Annotated in this window: 18 protein-coding genes and 1 tRNA gene; all 19 read right to left on the reverse strand. The window is 56.3% G+C overall.

What is annotated here, in order from left to right:
- Positions 1–1,094 (reverse strand): elongation factor Tu (gene tuf, locus AB5Y53_RS12970; protein WP_005306258.1); only part of this gene is annotated, 1,094 nt, incomplete at its 3' end.
- 54 nt (positions 1,095–1,148) lie between these two features.
- Entirely contained in the window at positions 1,149–3,254 is a 2,106-nt protein-coding gene (fusA, locus tag AB5Y53_RS12975) for an elongation factor G (RefSeq protein ID WP_010675948.1), read from the reverse strand.
- Between the two features lie 75 nt (positions 3,255–3,329).
- Positions 3,330–3,800, reverse strand: a complete 471-nt coding sequence (gene rpsG / locus AB5Y53_RS12980) for a 30S ribosomal protein S7 (protein ID WP_010675949.1) — start codon at positions 3,798–3,800, stop codon at positions 3,330–3,332.
- A 93-nt stretch (positions 3,801–3,893) separates the two neighbouring features.
- The gene (gene rpsL / locus AB5Y53_RS12985) at positions 3,894–4,268 is read right to left on the reverse strand and encodes a 30S ribosomal protein S12 (RefSeq protein WP_005306278.1); all 375 of its coding nucleotides are present in this window, start codon (positions 4,266–4,268) and stop codon (positions 3,894–3,896) included.
- A gap of 181 nt (positions 4,269–4,449) precedes the next feature.
- The gene (gene tusB / locus AB5Y53_RS12990) at positions 4,450–4,728 is read right to left on the reverse strand and encodes a sulfurtransferase complex subunit TusB (RefSeq protein WP_043153905.1); all 279 of its coding nucleotides are present in this window, start codon (positions 4,726–4,728) and stop codon (positions 4,450–4,452) included.
- Positions 4,729–4,735: 7 nt separating this feature from the next.
- On the reverse strand, positions 4,736–5,092 hold the full coding sequence (tusC, locus tag AB5Y53_RS12995; RefSeq protein WP_368182238.1) for a sulfurtransferase complex subunit TusC: 357 nt from the start codon (positions 5,090–5,092) through the stop codon (positions 4,736–4,738).
- A gap of 9 nt (positions 5,093–5,101) precedes the next feature.
- On the reverse strand, positions 5,102–5,494 hold the full coding sequence (gene tusD / locus AB5Y53_RS13000; protein ID WP_368182239.1) for a sulfurtransferase complex subunit TusD: 393 nt from the start codon (positions 5,492–5,494) through the stop codon (positions 5,102–5,104).
- A gap of 86 nt (positions 5,495–5,580) precedes the next feature.
- Positions 5,581–5,961 (reverse strand): RidA family protein, encoded by a 381-nt coding sequence (locus tag AB5Y53_RS13005; RefSeq protein WP_010675953.1) that lies wholly within the window; start codon positions 5,959–5,961, stop codon positions 5,581–5,583.
- A 26-nt stretch (positions 5,962–5,987) separates the two neighbouring features.
- On the reverse strand, positions 5,988–6,704 hold the full coding sequence (locus AB5Y53_RS13010; RefSeq protein ID WP_010675954.1) for a transcriptional regulator: 717 nt from the start codon (positions 6,702–6,704) through the stop codon (positions 5,988–5,990).
- Positions 6,705–6,901: 197 nt separating this feature from the next.
- Positions 6,902–11,206, reverse strand: coding sequence for a DNA-directed RNA polymerase subunit beta' (gene rpoC, locus AB5Y53_RS13015; protein WP_010675955.1), 4,305 nt, complete (start codon positions 11,204–11,206; stop codon positions 6,902–6,904).
- A 91-nt stretch (positions 11,207–11,297) separates the two neighbouring features.
- The gene (rpoB, locus tag AB5Y53_RS13020) at positions 11,298–15,326 is read right to left on the reverse strand and encodes a DNA-directed RNA polymerase subunit beta (protein WP_010675956.1); all 4,029 of its coding nucleotides are present in this window, start codon (positions 15,324–15,326) and stop codon (positions 11,298–11,300) included.
- Positions 15,327–15,549: 223 nt separating this feature from the next.
- Positions 15,550–15,915 carry a 50S ribosomal protein L7/L12 gene (gene rplL, locus AB5Y53_RS13025; protein WP_010675957.1) on the reverse strand — a complete coding sequence of 122 codons (366 nt, stop codon included), beginning with the start codon at positions 15,913–15,915 and terminating at the stop codon, positions 15,550–15,552.
- Between the two features lie 51 nt (positions 15,916–15,966).
- The gene (gene rplJ / locus AB5Y53_RS13030; protein ID WP_005339895.1) at positions 15,967–16,467 is read right to left on the reverse strand and encodes a 50S ribosomal protein L10; all 501 of its coding nucleotides are present in this window, start codon (positions 16,465–16,467) and stop codon (positions 15,967–15,969) included.
- Between the two features lie 256 nt (positions 16,468–16,723).
- A complete protein-coding gene (gene rplA, locus AB5Y53_RS13035; RefSeq protein ID WP_010675958.1) occupies positions 16,724–17,425 on the reverse strand; it encodes a 50S ribosomal protein L1 in 702 nt (233 codons plus the stop codon).
- A gap of 4 nt (positions 17,426–17,429) precedes the next feature.
- Positions 17,430–17,858, reverse strand: a complete 429-nt coding sequence (rplK, locus tag AB5Y53_RS13040; RefSeq protein ID WP_005306313.1) for a 50S ribosomal protein L11 — start codon at positions 17,856–17,858, stop codon at positions 17,430–17,432.
- Positions 17,859–17,992: 134 nt separating this feature from the next.
- Positions 17,993–18,544 (reverse strand): transcription termination/antitermination protein NusG, encoded by a 552-nt coding sequence (nusG, locus tag AB5Y53_RS13045; protein ID WP_010675959.1) that lies wholly within the window; start codon positions 18,542–18,544, stop codon positions 17,993–17,995.
- A 9-nt stretch (positions 18,545–18,553) separates the two neighbouring features.
- Entirely contained in the window at positions 18,554–18,925 is a 372-nt protein-coding gene (gene secE / locus AB5Y53_RS13050) for a preprotein translocase subunit SecE (RefSeq protein WP_010675960.1), read from the reverse strand.
- Positions 18,926–18,985: 60 nt separating this feature from the next.
- Positions 18,986–19,062 (reverse strand) — tRNA-Trp (locus AB5Y53_RS13055).
- 52 nt (positions 19,063–19,114) lie between these two features.
- Positions 19,115–20,065, reverse strand: a 951-nt coding sequence (gene tuf / locus AB5Y53_RS13060; RefSeq protein ID WP_026139321.1) for an elongation factor Tu, incomplete at its 5' end; no start/stop codon positions are given.

Consider the following 20,065-nt stretch of genomic DNA (forward strand, 5'->3'; position numbering starts at 1 on the left):
GCAATCAGGGTAACAACCATCTTGATGTTGTCGCCCGGCATGACCATCTCTACGCCTTCCGGCAGTTCGATGGTACCGGTCACGTCGGTTGTACGGAAGTAGAACTGCGGACGGTAGCCCTTGAAGAACGGGGTGTGACGACCACCTTCTTCTTTGGACAGCACGTACACTTCGGATTCGAACTTGGTGTGCGGCTTGATGGTGCCCGGCTTGGCCAGTACCTGACCACGCTCTACGTCTTCACGCTTCACGCCACGCAGCAGTGCGCCAACGTTCTCACCTGCACGACCTTCGTCCAGCAGTTTGCGGAACATTTCAACGCCGGTACAGGTGGTCTTGGTGGTATCTTTGATACCAACGATTTCCACTTCTTCACCAACCTTGACGATACCGCGCTCTACACGACCGGTAACTACGGTACCACGGCCTGCGATGGAGAAGACGTCTTCGATAGGCATCAGGAACGGCTGGTCGATGGCACGCTCCGGCTCCGGAATGTAGGTGTCCAGGTGGCCAGCCAGTTCCAGGATCTTCTCTTCCCACTGAGCTTCGCCTTCCAGCGCTTTCAGTGCGGAACCACGGACTACCGGCAGGTCATCACCCGGGAAGTCGTACTCGGACAGCAGTTCGCGAACTTCCATCTCGACCAGTTCCAGCAGCTCTTCGTCATCTACCATGTCGCACTTGTTCATGAACACGATGATGTACGGAACGCCTACCTGACGACCCAGCAGGATGTGCTCACGAGTCTGCGGCATCGGGCCGTCAGTCGCTGCTACTACCAGGATTGCGCCGTCCATCTGGGCAGCACCGGTGATCATGTTTTTAACGTAGTCGGCGTGACCCGGGCAATCTACGTGGGCGTAGTGGCGGGTAGCAGTGTCGTATTCTACGTGGGAGGTGTTGATGGTGATACCACGCTCACGCTCTTCCGGTGCCTTGTCGATCTGGTCGAAGGCGAAAGCTTTACCACCGAAGTGCTTGGCCAGCACGTTGGTGATGGCGGCGGTCAGGGTGGTTTTACCGTGGTCAACGTGGCCGATGGTGCCGACGTTTACGTGCGGTTTATTACGCTCAAATTTTTCTTTAGACACGACGTAGTCCTTCTAGGTTAAACCCGCCTACCGTCGTAGGCGGGGAATCTTAAATTACTTGGATTTGCGCTCTTCGATCACGGCCTGGGCGACGTTGGTCGGGGCATCGTGATACTTGGCGAATTCCATGGCGTAGGAAGCACGACCCTGGGTAGCAGAACGCAGGGAGGTGGCGTAACCGAACATTTCGGCCAGCGGCACCAGCGCACGTACGATCTTGCCGGACGGGCCATCTTCCATGCCTTCGATCAGGCCGCGACGACGGTTCAGGTCACCGATCACGTCGCCCATGTAGTCTTCCGGAGTCTCGACTTCGACCTTCATGATCGGTTCGAGCAGTACCGGGTTGGCCTTCATGAAGCCAGCCTTGAACGCCAGAGAAGCAGCGATCTTGAACGCCAGTTCGGAAGAGTCGACATCATGGTAGGAACCGAAGTGCAGACGCACACCCAGATCCATTACCGGATAGCCTGCCAGCGGGCCGGACTTCAGCTGCTCGCGGATACCCTTGTCAACACCCGGGATGAATTCGCCCGGAATCACGCCACCCTTGATGTCGTTGACGAATTCGTAGGCTTTGCCTTCTTCCAGCGGGTACATATCGATAACGACGTGACCGTACTGACCACGACCACCGGACTGCTTGGCATGCTTGCCTTCGATGTCCTTGACGGTGTTGCGGATGGTTTCACGGTAGGCAACCTGCGGCTTACCTACGTTGGCTTCTACCTTGAACTCGCGACGCATACGGTCAACGATGATGTCCAGGTGCAGCTCACCCATACCGGCGATGATGGTTTGGCCAGATTCTTCGTCGGTCCATACGCGGAAGGACGGATCTTCCTGAGCCAGACGGCCCAGAGCCAGGCCCATCTTCTCCTGGTCAGCCTTGGATTTCGGCTCAACGGCGATGGAGATTACCGGTTCCGGGAATTCCATACGCTCCAGGATGATCGGTGCGCTTTCATCACACAGGGTATCACCGGTGGTGACGTCCTTCAGGCCGATGGCAGCAGCGATGTCGCCTGCGCGAACTTCTTTGATCTCTTCACGCTTGTTGGCATGCATCTGAACGATACGGCCGAAACGCTCGCGCTTCTCTTTAACGGAGTTCAGCACGGAGTCACCGGAGTTGACCACACCGGAGTAAACACGGAAGAAGGTCAGGTTGCCCACGAACGGGTCGGTAGCAATCTTGAATGCCAGAGCAGAGAACGGCTCGTCATCGGAAGCGTGACGCTCGTCCTTGGTCTCGCCATCCAGCTTCAGACCGTCGATAGCAGCAACGTCGGTCGGAGCCGGCAGGTACTCGACCACGGCATCCAGCATGGCCTGTACGCCCTTGTTCTTGAACGCGGAGCCACAGGTAACCAGGATGATTTCGTTGTTCAGAACACGCTGACGCAGAGCTTTCTTGATCTCTTCTTCAGTCAGTTCTTCACCACCCAGGTATTTTTCCATCAGGTCTTCAGACGCTTCAGCAGCGGCTTCAACCAGGTTCATGCGCATTTCTTGCGCCTGTTCCAGCAGCTCAGCCGGGACGTCTTCGTAGTCGAAGGATACGCCCTGGTCAGCTTCGCTCCAGTTGATGGCTTTCATCTTGACCAGGTCGATAACGCCCTTGAAGTTCTCTTCGGAACCGATGTTCAGTTGCAGAGGAACCGGGTTACCTTTCAGACGGGTCTTGATGTGCTCAACGCAGCGCAGGAAGTTGGCACCGGTACGGTCCATCTTGTTGACGAACGCGATACGGGGAACCTTGTACTTGTTAGCCTGACGCCATACGGTTTCAGACTGGGGCTGTACGCCACCTACGGCACAGTACACCATCACGGCGCCATCCAGAACACGCATGGAACGCTCTACTTCGATAGTAAAGTCAACGTGGCCCGGGGTATCGATGATGTTGATACGGTGCGGTTGGAACTGTTTACCCATACCGGACCAGAAAGCTGTGGTCGCGGCGGAGGTGATGGTGATACCACGCTCTTGTTCCTGTTCCATCCAGTCCATGGTGGCGGCGCCATCGTGAACTTCACCGATCTTGTGACTTACACCGGTGTAAAACAGAACGCGCTCGGTAGTAGTAGTCTTACCGGCGTCGATGTGAGCGGAGATACCGATATTACGATAACGCTCAATGGGGGTTGTACGAGCCATTGTCATCCTCTTACTAGGGCGCTTGTCCCCAGATAATTAAAGGTGCGCAGAGTCAGAAGACCCTGCGCAAGCGGATTACCAGCGGAAGTGAGCGAAGGCCTTGTTCGCTTCAGCCATACGGTGAACGTCTTCACGTTTCTTGACAGACGAACCCTTATTGTCAGCGGCATCCAGCAGCTCGCCAGCCAAACGCTGAGCCATTGATTTTTCACCACGTTTACGAGCGGCATCAACCAACCAGCGCATTGCCAGAGCATTGCGACGTACCGGACGAACTTCTACCGGCACCTGATAGGTTGCACCACCGACGCGACGAGATTTAACCTCGACCGCCGGACGAATGTTGTCCAGAGCGACTTCGAACAGGGCCAAGTGCTCTTTGCCAGATTTGGTGGCAATGATGTCCAGGGCGCCATAAACGATGGCTTCTGCAACAGATTTCTTACCGTCAACCATTACTACGTTGACAAATTTAGCCAGCAGCTCAGATCCGAACTTGGGATCCGGCAGGATTTTACGCTGACCAACAACACGACGTCTTGGCATTTCAAATTCTCCGTAACTTCAGGGGTTACCCAAAACTAGAAAGTTATCTAACTAGAAACGAATTAACGTTTGGCCTTACTTAACGGAGAACCATTAAGCTTTCGGACGCTTCACGCCGTACTTGGAGCGAGCCTGCTTACGGTCTTTAACACCGGCACAGTCCAACGCACCACGAACGGTGTGATAACGAACACCTGGCAAGTCTTTTACACGACCGCCACGGATCAGAACAACAGAGTGCTCTTGCAGGTTGTGACCTTCACCACCGATGTAGGAGGTGACTTCGAAGCCGTTGGTCAGACGTACACGGCATACTTTACGCAGTGCAGAGTTAGGCTTCTTCGGGGTGGTGGTGTATACACGGGTGCATACGCCACGCTTCTGAGGGCACGCTTCCAGCGCCGGCACGTTGCTTTTCACAACGAGCTTGATGCGTGGCTTGCGAACCAACTGGTTAATAGTTGCCATCAAAAGGCTCCTGATAATGACTTCATAAACGTGTGAAAAATCCTCCCCGCAGATACGGGGACGCGAAATTTTATGCCCTGTTGTCTGGGGAGTCAAGATTTATACAATTTGCACACCGAAATGGCAAATGACAGTCGAATGACATTATGCTAAGCAACTGAGATAAAAAGGAAAACCAAGTCTAACCGCCCCAGGTCTGCGGTGATCCGTGCTCGGCGATCAACCTGATCAAACCCGGCATATCGAGTTCCATCCCGATCCCGGATGACAAGCCTCTCGCTTGCAGGTCTTCCTTCATGACGTAAAGGGGGACGTCTGCCAAGCGCTCGCACCACCCGGGGGCAGCAGCCGCCATCACGGCATCCTGCATCAACACCACCAGATCCCCTTCCATGCGGTAACGCAACGCCAACTCGAGATCCTGGCTCATGAAGGGAGAGTTCAATATCAGCTGTATCACGGGCACCTCAGAAGCAGATGTGGGTGGTGAAACCCGCCCAGCTACGGCGAATTTCCGCAGGAGAGAGCGAAATAACTGGGATTAGCAGATCCGCCGCCGTCAGTCCTCGCTCAGCCAGTGACACCGCACAGACATAGATCTCCTTGATGTCATACAGTTCCAGCATCTTGAAGGTCGGGGCGTAGTGACGCTGCAATATGGCGTGTGGTGATTGCTCCCTCACCAGTTGCATCACGCCATCCCCCACCAGAAAGAGTGCCAGGGACTCCGTCAATGCAGAGGTGGCCAGCAGAGCATCCAGCCCCTCCCGACCACTCGCCGAACCATGGGGACCACGCCGTGAGATAAACGCTATTCTGGTCATTTTGTCCCCCTAGAACTGAACGAAGCGATCAGCGGTCAGTGCGGCTTCCGCCAACTGACCGAGCCCGCTCAGGCAGAATGGCGCTTCCAGATTGAAGTGCTCCCGTCCCATTCCCTTGGCCTCCTGCTCATCCAGCACACCACGGCGCATGGCCGCAGCCACACACACATCGATGCGGATGCCCTGCTGGATGGCCAACTCGCGCCACAACGCCACCAGGTCGGTCTCATCGCTGGCTGGCGCATGGAGGCCATTGGCATTGCACACCCCCTCCTGATAGAAGAAGAGGTGGGACAAGCAGTGTCCCTGCTCGACCAGACTCAGGGCAAAACGATAGGCCGTGCTGGCCGTCTGGGTGCCATAGGCGGGCCCGGTGACCAGCAGAGCAAAATTCAGACTCATGATCGCACTCCTGCACAGCGGTGCATCCATTCTACCTCATAGACGCAAAAGCCCCTCCAGGGAGGGGCTTTTCCAATGACACAGGCTCAGACGTAAGCGATGGCTTCGACTTCGACCAGTACATCCTTGGGCAGACGAGCAACTTCCACACAGGAACGTGCCGGGGCGGACTCACCAAAGTAGCGGGCATACACCTGGTTGAAGGCCACGAAGTTGTTCATGTCACTCAGGAAGCAGGTGGTCTTCAGCACCTTGCTGGTATCGGCCCCTGCGGCTTTCAAGACGGCAACCAGATTCTTCATCACCTGCTCTGCCTGAGCCTCGATGCCACCGGCAACGATGTCCATGGTGGCCGGATCGAGCGGGATCTGCCCGGAGGTAAAGACCAGCTCACCCAGCTTGGTAGCCTGGACATAAGGGCCAATTGCGGCAGGCGCCTTGTCGGTTGCAATCACTTCTTTAGCCATTGTTATCTATCCCCTATCTATGGCGCTTACTCGCTCTCTTCTTCACCCTGCTTGCGCTGTCGGATGTAGAGATACACGGTATGTTTGGAAATATTCAGCTTGTCGGCGACCAGGTTGATCGAGTCCTTGATATCAAATATGCCCTTCTCGAACAACTGGGTCACGATAAAACGGTTCTTGGCATTGTTGGCCACGGAGGGATCACGATTGATCTCGTCGATGGTGTTGTCCACCGTCTGGGCAACCAGCTCTTCGACGCTGTTGGCGAAGGTCTCCGGTGATTGCCGCTCCACCTGCTGTGGTGTCGGGAAGAATTCGGCCACGAACTCGTGGAAAGGCGCATTGATGTGCAAATTGATGCAGATAAGGCCGATCACCTGCTTGTCGCGGTTACGGATGGCGATGGTGCTCGACTTCATCAAGGCACCGGTCCGACTGCGGGCAAAATAACTCTGGGTGTGATCCTGACCCGTGCTCTCGATGTCCTTGAGCATCCGCAGGGCGAGATCGGTGATCGGCGCCCCCAGAGTTCGACCCGTATTGAAACCATTCGCGATTTGGATCACGGACTCATGCAGATTTTCCAGGGAGTGGAGCACCACCTCGCAGTGCTTGCCGAACAGATCGGCCAGGCCTTCGATAAGGCCCCCATATGAACGTAACAGCTCCCTGTCTTCGTCTGTAAAAGCGCGACCGCTCAGTTGCTCTTCGGGAAGCAGTACTTCCTCGATACCGACAGCCATGTTCTACCCCTGTAATACCCATTCAACTTTCCCGAGTTTTCAGTTGCGACGGGGCAATGTCAACTTTTTTTGATTTTTTGCTCTATAACCTTGCACTGGATCATCCCCCTGCCCCAGCCCAGTGCACGCTGGGCGCCGGATGGGAAATAAAAAAAGGGCCCCTAGAAGGGGCCCTTTTCGATCACTGCTGCGGAAGATTACTCTTCGTCAAAACTGCCGGCTGCGTTGAGCAGATCCGCCAGGTTTTGCTGAGCTTCATCGGCAGTCACCTGCGGCACACCGACAGCACGAGCTGCGGCGGCACGCTGGTTGATGCGGCTGTGGTGGTAGGCAAAGCCGGTACCAGCCGGGATCAGACGACCCACGATCACGTTCTCTTTCAGGCCGCGCAGTTCATCACGCTTGCCACCAACGGCTGCTTCGGTCAGCACGCGGGTGGTCTCCTGGAAGGAAGCCGCGGAGATGAAGGACTCGGTGCTCAGAGATGCCTTGGTAATACCCATCAGGATGTGACGGTAGGTAGCCGGGGTCTTCCCTTCGGCAACCAGTTTACGGTTGGCGATCTTCACACGGGCCACTTCAACCTGTTCACCTTCGATCAGGTCGGTGTCGCCAGCGCTCAGGATCTCGCACTTGCGAAGCATCTGACGCACGATGACTTCGATGTGCTTGTCGTTGATCTTAACGCCTTGCAGACGGTAAACGTCCTGCACTTCGTTGGCGATGTAGTTGGCGACCGGGCTGATACCGCGCAGACGCAGGATGTCATGAGCAGACTCGGGACCGTCCGCCAGCACTTCACCCTTCTCAACTTTTTCACCTTCGAACACGTTGAGGTGACGCCATTTCGGAATCATCTCTTCGTAGATCTCGCCACCATCGGTCGGGGTGATGACCAGACGACGTTTGCCCTTGGTCTCTTTCCCGAAGGAGATGGTACCGGAGATCTCGGCCAAGATGGCCGGCTCTTTCGGCTGACGAGCTTCGAACAGATCCGCAACGCGCGGCAGACCACCGGTGATGTCCTTGGTACCGCTGGACTCTTGCGGGATACGCGCAACCGCGTCACCCACGCCCACGTTGGCACCATCTTCCAGGTTCACGATCGCCTTGCCCGGCAGGAAGTACTGGGCGGGAACATCGGTGCCCGGGATCATCACATCCTTGCCGTTCAGATCGACCAGTTTCACGGTCGGACGCATCTCTTTACCGGCGCTCGGACGCTCGTTGACATCCAGCACGACGATGGAAGAGAGACCGGTCAGCTCGTCGGTCTGACGAGTGATGGTCACACCGTCGATCATGTGCTCGAAGTGCAGGCGACCCGCTACTTCGGTGATGATCGGGTGGGTGTGCGGGTCCCAGTTCGCGACGGTATCACCGGCGTTCACCGCTTCGCCATCCTTCACTTCCAGCACGGAACCGTAAGGCAGCTTGTGGCTTTCCTTGGTACGGCCCATCTCGTCCATGATGGTCAGCTCGGTAGAACGGGAGGTGATAACCAGCTTGTCAGAGTTGTTCAGAACGAACTTGGCGTTCTGCAACTTGATGCTACCGGTGTTCTTCACCTGGATGCTGCTCTCGGCAGCCGCTCGGGATGCGGCACCACCGATGTGGAAGGTACGCATCGTCAGCTGGGTGCCCGGTTCACCGATGGACTGAGCGGCGATAACACCGACAGCCTCACCCTTGTTAACCAGGTGACCACGGGCCAGATCACGGCCGTAGCAGTGAGCACAGTTACCGAAGTCGGTCTCACAGGTGATGGCAGAACGTACCTTCACACGGTCGACGGAGTTGCGCTCCAGCAGGTCACATAGCTGCTCGTCGAGCAGGGTGTTGCGCGCTACCAGCACTTCATCCTCGGTACCCGGCTTGATAACGTCTTCGGCCACCACACGACCCAACACGCGCTCACGCAGCGGCTCGACCACGTCGCCACCCTCGATCAGCGGAGTCATCCACAGACCGTCGGTAGTGCCGCAATCGTCCTCGGTGATCACCATGTCCTGGGCCACGTCAACCAGACGACGGGTCAGGTAACCGGAGTTCGCTGTCTTCAGTGCGGTATCCGCCAGACCTTTACGAGCACCGTGAGTGGAGATGAAGTACTGCAGTACGTTCAGACCTTCACGGAAGTTCGCCACGATCGGCGTTTCGATGATGGAGCCATCCGGCTTCGCCATCAGGCCACGCATACCGGCCAGCTGACGGATCTGGGCGGCGGAGCCCCGCGCACCAGAGTCGGCCATCATGAAGATGCTGTTGAAGGAGGCTTGCTCTTCCTCATCGCCCAGGGAGTTGACGTTACGCTCCTTGGAAAGGTTGTCCATCATGGCCTTGGAGACGCGATCGTTCGCGCTGGCCCAGATATCGATAACCTTGTTGTAGCGTTCGCCCGCGGTCACCAGACCGGACAGGAACTGATCCTGGATCTCGGCAACTTCGGCTTCTGCAGCAGCGATGATGTCTTTCTTGGCATCCGGGATGACCATGTCATCGATACCAACAGAGGCACCGGACAGGGCCGCGTAGTGGAAACCGGTATACATCAGCTGGTCAGCGAAGATGACGGTATCCTTCAGGCCCTGCTTGCGATAGCAGGTGTTCAGCAGACGGGAGATGAGCTTTTTGCCCAGCGCCTTGTTGGAGACGCACTTGATCCAGTTCTGCGGGTTGGCGTCCAGGTCAGCCTGCTCTGCAGCAGTCAGTACCTTGGGCTCGTCGATCAGCGCGTATTCCATGCCTTTGGGCAGGATCAGGCTCAGGATCGCACGACCAACGGTGGTGTTCTTCATCTCGGTCTTGGCAACCAGCTCACCGGCTTCGTTCTTCACGTACTCGGTGATGCGGCACTTGACGCGAGCATGCAGGTCGGCCAGACCGGCACGGTAGACCTTCTCGGCCTCTTTCGGGCCGGACAGCACCATACCTTCGCCCTTGGCGTTGATACGGGCACGGGTCATGTAGTACAGACCCAAGACCACGTCCTGGGAAGGAACGATGATCGGCTCACCGGAGGCAGGCGACAGGATGTTGTTGGTGGACATCATCAGGGCGCGCGCTTCTAGCTGGGCTTCCAGGGTCAGCGGTACGTGGACCGCCATCTGGTCACCGTCGAAGTCCGCGTTATACGCAGCACAAACCAGCGGGTGCAGCTGGATGGCCTTGCCTTCGATCAGGGTCGGTTCAAACGCTTGGATACCCAGACGGTGCAGGGTCGGTGCACGGTTCAGCAGAACCGGGTGTTCGCGGATCACTTCGTCCAGGATGTCCCAAACGACGGCTTCTTCGCGCTCCACCATCTTCTTGGCGGCCTTGATGGTGGTCGCCAGACCGCGGGATTCCAGCTTGCCGTAGATGAAGGGCTTGAACAGCTCAAGTGCCATCTTCTTCGGCAGACCGCACTGATGCAGACGCAGGGTCGGACCTACGGTGATAACGGAACGACCGGAGTAGTCGACACGCTTACCCAGCAGGTTCTGACGGAAACGACCTTGCTTACCCTTGATCATGTCGGCCAGGGATTTCAGCGGGCGCTTGTTGGAACCGGTGATGGCACGACCACGACGGCCGTTGTCCAGCAGGGCATCCACGGACTCTTGCAGCATGCGCTTTTCGTTGCGCACGATGATGTCCGGCGCAGCCAGATCCAGCAGACGCTTCAAGCGGTTGTTACGGTTGATCACGCGACGGTACAGATCGTTCAGATCGGAGGTCGCGAAACGGCCGCCGTCCAGCGGTACCAGCGGACGCAGGTCCGGCGGCAGCACGGGCAGCACTGTCATGATCATCCACTCCGGCTTGTTGCCGGATTGCAGGAAGGCTTCCATCAGCTTCAGACGCTTGGTGGTCTTCTTGCGCTTGGTCTCGGAGTTGGTCTGATCCAGCTCCTCACGCATGGCTTTGACTTCACCTTCCAGATCGATGGCGCGCAGCAGGGCCAGAATGGCCTCGGCACCCATCTTGGCGTCGAATTCGTCGCCCCACTCTTCCAGTGCGTCCAGATAGTTCTCTTCGGACAGCATCTGACTGCGCTCGAGGTTGGTCATGCCGGGTTCGATCACTACATAGGATTCGAAATACAGCACGCGCTCGATGTCACGCAGGGTCATGTCCAGCAGCAGGCCGATACGGGACGGCAGGGACTTCAGGAACCAGATGTGGGCAGTCGGGCTGGCCAGCTCGATGTGGCCCATGCGCTCACGACGGACCTTGGTCTGGGTCACTTCTACACCGCACTTCTCGCAGATCACACCACGGTGTTTCAGGCGCTTGTACTTGCCGCACAGACACTCGTAGTCCTTCACCGGTCCGAAGATACGGGCGCAGAACAGACCATCACGCTCCGGCTTGAAAGTCCGGTAGTTGATGGTCTCAGGCTTTTTGACCTCACCGAATGACCAGGAGCGGATCATGTCAGGAGAGGCCAGACCGATCTTGATACTGTCAAACTCTTCGGTCTTGGTCTGAGCCTTCAAAAACTTGAGTAAGTCTTTCACGTGTTTCCCCTGTCAGGAGTCTAACCTCGGCGCCCCAGCTGCCGAAACAGCGGGGCGCCCACGTCAATTCTCGAACAATAAGAGCGAGCTCTTACTCTTCGTCCAGCTCGATGTTGATACCCAGAGAGCGGATTTCCTTCAGCAATACGTTGAAGGATTCGGGCATGCCCGGCTCCATACGGTGGTCGCCATCCACGATGTTTTTGTACATCTTGGTACGGCCGTTCACATCGTCAGACTTGACGGTCAGCATTTCCTGCAGGGTATATGCCGCACCGTAAGCCTCCAGGGCCCACACTTCCATCTCACCGAACCGCTGACCACCGAACTGCGCCTTACCACCCAGCGGCTGCTGGGTAACCAGGCTGTAGGAACCGGTAGAACGCGCGTGCATCTTGTCGTCTACCAAGTGGTTCAGCTTCAGCATGTACATGTAACCCACGGTAACCTTGCGCTCGAAGGCGTTACCGGTACGACCGTCGAACAGGGAGATCTGACCGGATTCCGGCAGATCGGCCAGCTTCAGCAAGGCTTTGATTTCGCGCTCTTTGGCACCATCAAAGACAGGTGTAGCCACCGGCAGACCCTTACGCAGGTTACCCACCAAGGTACGCACGTCGTCGTCAGACAGTTCAGCAATGTTCACTTGCTGGGAGTCCTTCTCGCCCAGGTCATAGACCTGTTGCAGGAACTCGCGCATCTCGTGCAGCTCGCGCTGTTCTTTGATCATGCGGTCGATCTTCTCGCCGATGCCCTTGGCCGCGAGGCCCAGGTGCACTTCGAGGATCTGACCGATGTTCATACGAGACGGTACACCCAGCGGGTTCAGTACGATGTCGACCGGACGGCCGTACTCGTCATGGGGCATATCCTCGACCGGACAGATCTTGGAGATAACACCCTTGTTACCGTGACGGCCCGCCATCTTGTCACCCGGCTGGATGCGACGCTTGACGGCCAGATAGACCTTGACGATCTTCAGTACGCCCGGCGCCAGGTCATCGCCCTGGATGATCTTGCGACGCTTGTTCTCGAATTTCTTGTCGAACTCGGCCTTCAGCTCAACGTGCTGTTCAGCGATCTGTTCCAGCTCGATTTGCTTGGCTTCATCTTCGATGGCCAGTTCAAACCACTTGGAACGATCGAGCTTGTTCAGACGATCTTCGCTGTAACCGGCGGCCAGCAGCAGGTTGCGGGAACGGCCGAAAATGCCGTCTTCCAGGATCTTGAACTCTTCGGTCAAGTCCTTCTTCGCTTCCTTCAACTGCATCTCTTCGATTTCTTTGGCGCGCTTGTCTTTTTCCACGCCATCGCGGGTAAAGACCTGCACATCAACAACGGTACCGTACACACCGTTCGGTACACGCAGGGAAGAGTCCTTCACGTCGGACGCCTTCTCACCGAAGATGGCGCGCAGCAGCTTCTCTTCCGGGGTCAGCTGGGTTTCACCTTTCGGAGTCACCTTGCCGACCAGGATATCGCCGCCCTTCACTTCCGCACCCACGTAGACGATGCCGGACTCGTCCAGCTTGGACAGAGCGGCTTCACCCACGTTCGGGATGTCAGCAGTGATCTCTTCCGGACCCAGCTTGGTGTCACGGGAGATACAGGCCAGTTCCTGGATGTGAATGGTGGTCAGGCGATCTTCCTGAACAACACGCTCGTTCACCAGGATCGAGTCTTCGAAGTTGTAACCGTTCCACGGCATGAACGCGACGCGCAGGTTCTGACCCAACGCCAGTTCACCGAGATCGGTGGACGGGCCGTCTGCCAGTACATCGCCCGCCATCACCGGCTCGCCCAACATCACGCACGGACGCTGGTTGATACAGGTGTTCTGGTTGGAACGGGTGTATTTGGTCAGGCTGTAGATGTCGATGCCGGCTTCGCCAGGCAGCAGCTCATCTTCATTGACCTTGATAACGATACGGGAGGCATCGACATAGTCGATCATGCCGCCACGCTTGGCCACTACGGTCACACCGGAGTCAACGGCCACTGCGCGTTCCATACCGGTACCTACCAACGGCTTGTCAGCGCGCAGGGTCGGTACAGCCTGACGTTGCATGTTTGAACCCATCAATGCGCGGTTCGCGTCATCGTGTTCCAGGAACGGGATCAGGGCCGCTGCCACAGAGACGATCTGTTGCGGGCTCACATCCATGTACTGGATCTGGTCGGCGTTCATAAAGGTGGATTCACCTTTGTGACGGCACGGGATCAATTCATCTTTCAGGCGGCCATCTTCGGTGGTCGCGGCGTTGGCCTGTGCGATCACGTACTTGCCTTCTTCAATCGCAGACAGGTAATCCACTTCGTCGGTGATCACACCGTCGATCACCTTGCGGTACGGGGTCTCGAGGAAACCGTACTCGTTGGTGCGGGAATACACGGACAGCGAGTTGATCAGACCGATGTTCGGACCTTCCGGCGTTTCGATGGGGCACAGACGACCGTAGTGGGTCGGGTGTACGTCTCGAACTTCGAAACCGGCACGCTCACGGGTCAGACCGCCCGGGCCCAGCGCGGAGATACGGCGCTTGTGGGTCACTTCGGACAGCGGGTTGTTCTGGTCCATGAACTGGGACAGCTGGCTGGAACCAAAGAACTCTTTGACCGCGGCGGAGATCGGCTTGGCGTTGATCAGATCCTGCGGCATCAAGGTGTCCAGATCGCCCAGGGAGAGGCGCTCCTTCACCGCACGCTCGACACGGACCAGACCGACACGGAACTGGTTCTCGGCCATTTCACCGACGGAACGAATACGACGGTTACCAAGGTGGTCGATATCGTCCACTTCGTCGTTACCGTTACGGATGTCGATCAGGCGCTTCATGACCTCGACGATATCGTCCTTGGTCAGCACGCCAACGCCAGTCTCGTCTTCACGACCCAAACGGCGGTTGAACTTCATCCGACCTACGGTAGACAGGTCGTAACGCTCGGAAGAGAAGAACAGGTTCTCGAACAGCTGCTCGGCCGCTTCGCGAGTGGGCGGCTCGCCCGGACGCATCATGCGATAGATCTCGACCAGGGCTTCCAGGCGGCTGGAGCTGGAGTCGATACGCAGGGTCTCGGACATGTAGGCACCGTGATCCAGTTCGTTGGTGAACAGAACCTCGAAGTGCTTGAAGCCGGCTTGGGACAGGTTGGCAACCGCTTCCAGGCTCAGCGCCTGGTTGGCAGTGACAACCATCTCACCAGTCTGCGGGTGCGCGTAGTTCTTGGCTGCAACTTTGCCAACAACATACTCTACCGGCACCTCGATCTGGGTGATGCCGTCTTTTTCCAGCTGACGGATGTGACGGGCAGTGACACGACGACCGGTTTCAACCACCACGGCGCCATTGGCAATGATGTCGAAGGTCGCGGTCTCGCCACGCAGGCGCTCGGGCACCAGATCCATCATCAACTTGCCATCCTTGACCTCGAAACCGATGGTCTCGAAGAAGGTGGCCAGGATTTCTTCGGAACTGAAGTCCAGGGCGCGCAGAATAATGGAGGCCGGCAGTTTACGACGACGGTCGATACGGACAAACAGGTTGTCTTTCGCATCGAACTCGAAGTCCAGCCAGGAGCCACGGTAGGGGATAACGCGAGCGTTATAAAGCACCTTACCGGATGAATGTGTTTTGCCTTTATCGTGGTCGAAGAAGACGCCCGGGCTGCGGTGCAGCTGGGAGACGATGACCCGCTCGGTACCATTGATGACAAAGGTGCCGTTTTCGGTCATGAGCGGAATTTCGCCCATGTATACTTCTTGTTCCTTGATGTCTTTGACGGTGCCGGCAGCTGCTTCACGGTCGTACAGAACCATACGAAGCTTGACACGCAGCGGCGCGGAGTAGGTCACTCCACGGATCTGGCATTCTTTTACGTCAAATACCGGCTCACCCAGGCGATAGCTGACATACTGAAGCTCAGCACTACCGGAGTAACTGGTGATCGGGAAAACGCTACGGAAGGCGGCTTCTAGGCCGTACTCACCTTCCGGGTCAGCCTCGATGAACTGCTTGAAGGAGTCCAGCTGAATGGACAACAGATAAGGCGTGTCCAGTACCTGGTCTCGCTTACCGAAGTCCTTACGTATGCGTTTTTTTTCGGTATAAGAGTAAACCATAGGGTTCCTCAGCTCGCTGATAAGTGACCCACTCTGTCCCCACGGGACAGCTCTGTCTCAACACCGTTTTGTGTTGGCCCGGACGATGAGGCGGTCCGGATTGCTGGTGCACCGAGAGTCGTGAACGGTGTGAAATACTCTCAGTCTACAGCGCAAAAAGGCTGGTGAATAAAGATTCACCAGCCTTAGCCTGTTTTATCAGGCTAATCTACATAAATGCAGATTATTTGATCTCAACAGAAGCACCGGCAGCTTCCAGCTCTTTCTTCAGAGCTTCAGCTTCGTCCTTGGACACGGCTTCTTTCAGATTGGTCGGAGCAGCTTCTACCAGGTCCTTGGCTTCTTTCAGGCCCAGACCGGTAGCGCCACGAACGGCCTTGATGACGGCAACTTTGTTGGCGCCAGCAGCAGTCAGAACTACGTCGAACTCGGTCTTCTCTTCTACTGCTTCAGCAGCAGCCGGGCCGGCCATGACGGCAGCAGCGGCAGAAACACCGAACTTCTCTTCCATAGCTTCGATCAGCTCAACAACTTCCATTACGGACATGGAAGCAACGGCTTCGATGATTTGGTCTTTAGTGATAGACATGACAAAAATTCCTGATGTTGAATAAACTCAAACAGCCTAGATAGGCGAGAATCAAGCAGCAGCTTGTTTCTGGTCGCGAACAGCAGCGATAGTACGAACCAGCTTGCCAGCAGAGGCTTCCTTCATGGTAGCCATCAACTTCGCAATTGCTTCTTCGTAAGTCGGCAGCGTGGCCAGACGATCAATTTGTGCTGCGGCGATAAACTCACCGTTAAAAGCGCCAGCCTTGATTTCGAACTTTTGGTTCGCTTTGGCAAACTCTTTGAACAGACGAGCGGCAGCGCCCGGGTGTTCGTTAGAGAAAGCAATCAAGGTAGGACCGGTAAATGCGTCGTTCAGGCACTCGTATTCGGTACCTTCTACCGCGCGACGCAGCAGGGTGTTACGCACAACGCGCATGTACACACCAGCTTCACGAGCGGTCTTACGCAGGACGGTCATCTTGTCTACAGTGACGCCGCGAGAATCGGCTACAACTGCAGAAAGAGCGCCTTTGGCAGCTTCGTTGACTTCAGCAACAATTGCCTTTTTGTCTTCGAGTCCCAATGCCATTGGCTTAACTCCTGGATTGAATCCGGGTCTGTTGACCCAGTACTGACACATCCCCCCTACCTTTACAACAGAGGGGAACGATGCGGTAGCAGGATTCCAGAAGAGAAAGAATCTTTCTCGCTGGGTTTCCGGCACCGTCTACGCAGGAAGAATTAAGGCTTTGCAGCCTCCTGCGGTCTTGGACGGAGGTCGAAACCCCCAACCAATCAAGGCGCAAAATTATAGATTAAATTTTGCGCCTTGTAAAACCCATCAATTAGGCCTGAGCTTCCAGGGAAGCTTGGTCTACGGCAACACCGGCACCCATGGTGGTGGAGATGCTGACTTTCTTGATGAATACACCCTTGGCGGAGGACGGCTTGGCCTTCTTCAAGGCAACCAGCAGCGCTTCCAGGTTCTCTTTCAACTGAACTTCGTTGAAGGAAACTTTGCCCAGAGTGGTGTGAATGATACCGTTCTTGTCGTTACGGTAACGAACCTGACCAGCCTTGGCGTTCTTGACGGCTTCGGCTACGTTCGGAGTGACGGTACCAACCTTCGGGTTCGGCATCAGACCGCGCGGGCCCAGGATCTGGCCCAGTTGACCAACAACGCGCATGGCATCCGGGGATGCGATCACGACGTCGAAGTTCATCTCGCCTTTCTTGACCAGCTCAGCCAGGTCATCCATACCAACCAGTTCAGCACCGGCAGCCTTGGCGGCTTCGGCGTTGGCACCCTGGGTGAACACGGCGACACGGATGTCACGACCGGTACCGTGCGGCAGTACAGTTGCACCACGTACGTTCTGGTCGGATTTACGAGCATCGATACCCAGGTTAACGGCAACGTCAACGCTTTCAACGAACTTGGCAGTAGCCAGTTCTTTCAGCAGGGCAATGGCTTCGTTGATGGAGTACTCTTTGGTACCGTCAACTTTTTCGCGAATAACGCGCATACGCTTGGACAGTTTAGCCATTGTCTTACTCCTCCACTACCAGGCCCATGGAACGAGCGGAACCGGCGATGCAACGTACTTTTGCATCCAGATCGGCACCAGTCATATCCGGCTCTTTGGTCTTGGCGATTTCTTGCAGCTGAGCCACAGTCACCTTACCAACCTTGTCTTTGTTCGGCTTGGCGGAACCAGACTGGATACCAGCGGCTTTCTTCAGCAGGAAGGAAGCGGGCGGAGTCTTGGTTTCGAAGGTGAAGGAACGGTCGCTGTAAACGGTGATCACGACCGGAGTCGGAGAACCTTTTTCCAGCTTTTCTGTACGGGCGTTGAATGCCTTACAGAATTCCATGATGTTCACACCGTGCTGACCCAGAGCAGGACCAACGGGAGGGCTGGGGTTAGCACTGCCAGCCTTAACTTGCAGCTTGATATAAGCTGTGACTTTCTTAGCCATTACAAAAATACCTCAAAAATGGGTTCTAACGCCTCGGAGACATGCTCCTGCAAACGGCTCCCCAACAAATAAAGGGGCAGCGAATTATAGAGATAATCGCTGCCCCTGACAACCGTTAAACGTACAGAGATTAATCAGCCTTTTTCGACCTGACCAAAATCCAGTTCTACCGGCGTTGAGCGGCCGAAGATCAGTACGGAGACCTTCACCCGGCTCTTTTCGTAGTCCACCTCTTCAACGGTACCGTTGAAGTCGGCGAACGGACCATCGGCAACCCGGACCATCTCACCCGGTTCAAACAGGGTTTTCGGACGCGGCTTGTCGTGGGCATCTTGCAGACGATTGAGGATGGCATCCGCTTCCTTATCGGAGATAGGAGCAGGGCGATCGGAGGTACCGCCGATGAAACCCATTACACGTGGTACATTGCGTACCAGGTGCCATGTGGTTTCATCCATCACCATCTGGACCAAGACGTATCCCGGGAAAAATTTGCGCTCACTCTTGCGCTTCTGGCCAGCACGCATCTCGACCACTTCTTCGGTCGGGACCAGCACTTCACCAAACAGCTCTTCCATGCCATGCATCTTGATATGTTCACGCAGGGATTTGGCAACACGGCCTTCATAGCCGGAAAATGCCTGCACGACATACCATCTCATACGCTGTTCACGTTGTTCAGTCATGGCTTATCCTTACACACCGGTAATCAGGTTGACCAACCAGACCAAGGCGCCGTCCAACACGAACAGCAGCAGCCCCATCACGGCAGTCACCGCCAGCACAATCAGGGTTGTCTGAATGGCTTCCTGACGGGTCGGCCATACGACCTTGCGGACTTCCAGGCGAGACTCACGGGCAAACGCCAGCGTTGCCTTGCCCTTGGTGGTTTGCAGGGCCACTGCACCGGCAGCGGCGATGACAACGACCACACCCAGGGCGCGGACGGCAGCAATAACGTCGCTCAGCAGGTAATTGCCCACTACAGCGGCCGCCAGGATGATGAAAACCAGGCCCCAAAGCAGGGTATCCTTGCTTCCGCCCTGACCCTCAGAACTAACACTCATACAACCCACCTGTATCTGACGTAACCAAAGACACAAAAGCCCCGTACGAGACGAGGTATATGGCAGGGGCGGCAGGACTCGAACCCGCAACCATCGGTTTTGGAGACCGCTGTTCTACCAATTCGAACTACGCCCCTGCATAAGAAAGCCCCTATTATAGGGGCTTTGCTTTATTTATGTAAGCCAAGATTAAGCGATAACTTTGGCTACAACACCAGCACCTACGGTACGGCCACCTTCACGGATGGCGAAACGCAGGCCGTCGTCCATCGCGATCGGGGCAATCAGGGTAACAACCATCTTGATGTTGTCGCCCGGCATGACCATCTCTACGCCTTCCGGCAGTTCGATGGTACCGGTCACGTCGGTTGTACGGAAGTAGAACTGCGGACGGTAGCCCTTGAAGAACGGGGTGTGACGACCACCTTCTTCTTTGGACAGCACGTACACTTCGGATTCGAACTTGGTGTGCGGCTTGATGGTGCCCGGCTTGGCCAGTACCTGACCACGCTCTACGTCTTCACGCTTCACGCCACGCAGCAGTGCGCCAACGTTCTCACCTGCACGACCTTCGTCCAGCAGTTTGCGGAACATTTCAACGCCGGTACAGGTGGTCTTGGTGGTATCTTTGATACCAACGATTTCCACTTCTTCACCAACCTTGACGATACCGCGCTCTACACGACCGGTAACTACGGTACCACGGCCTGCGATGGAGAAGACGTCTTCGATAGGCATCAGGAACGGCTGGTCGATGGCACGCTCCGGCTCCGGAATGTAGGTGTCCAGGTGGCCAGCCAGTTCCAGGATCTTCTCTTCCCACTGAGCTTCGCCTTCCAGCGCTTTCAGTGCGGAACCACGGACTACCGGCAGGTCATCACCCGGGAAGTCGTACTCGGACAGCAGTTCGCGAACTTCCATCTCGACCAGTTCCAGCAGCTCTTCGTCATCTACCATGTCGCACTTGTTCATGAACACGATGATGTACGGAACGCCTACCTGACGACCCAGCAGGATGTGCTCACGAGTCTGCGGCATCGGGCCGTCAGTCGCTGCTACTACCAGGATTGCGCCGTCCATCTGGGCAGCACCGGTGATCATGTTTTTAACGTAGTCGGCGTGACCCGGGCAATCTACGTG

Origin of the sequence: Aeromonas sp. R7-5 (assembly GCF_040908015.1) — a bacterium.
Lineage (GTDB): Bacteria > Pseudomonadota > Gammaproteobacteria > Enterobacterales > Aeromonadaceae > Aeromonas > Aeromonas caviae.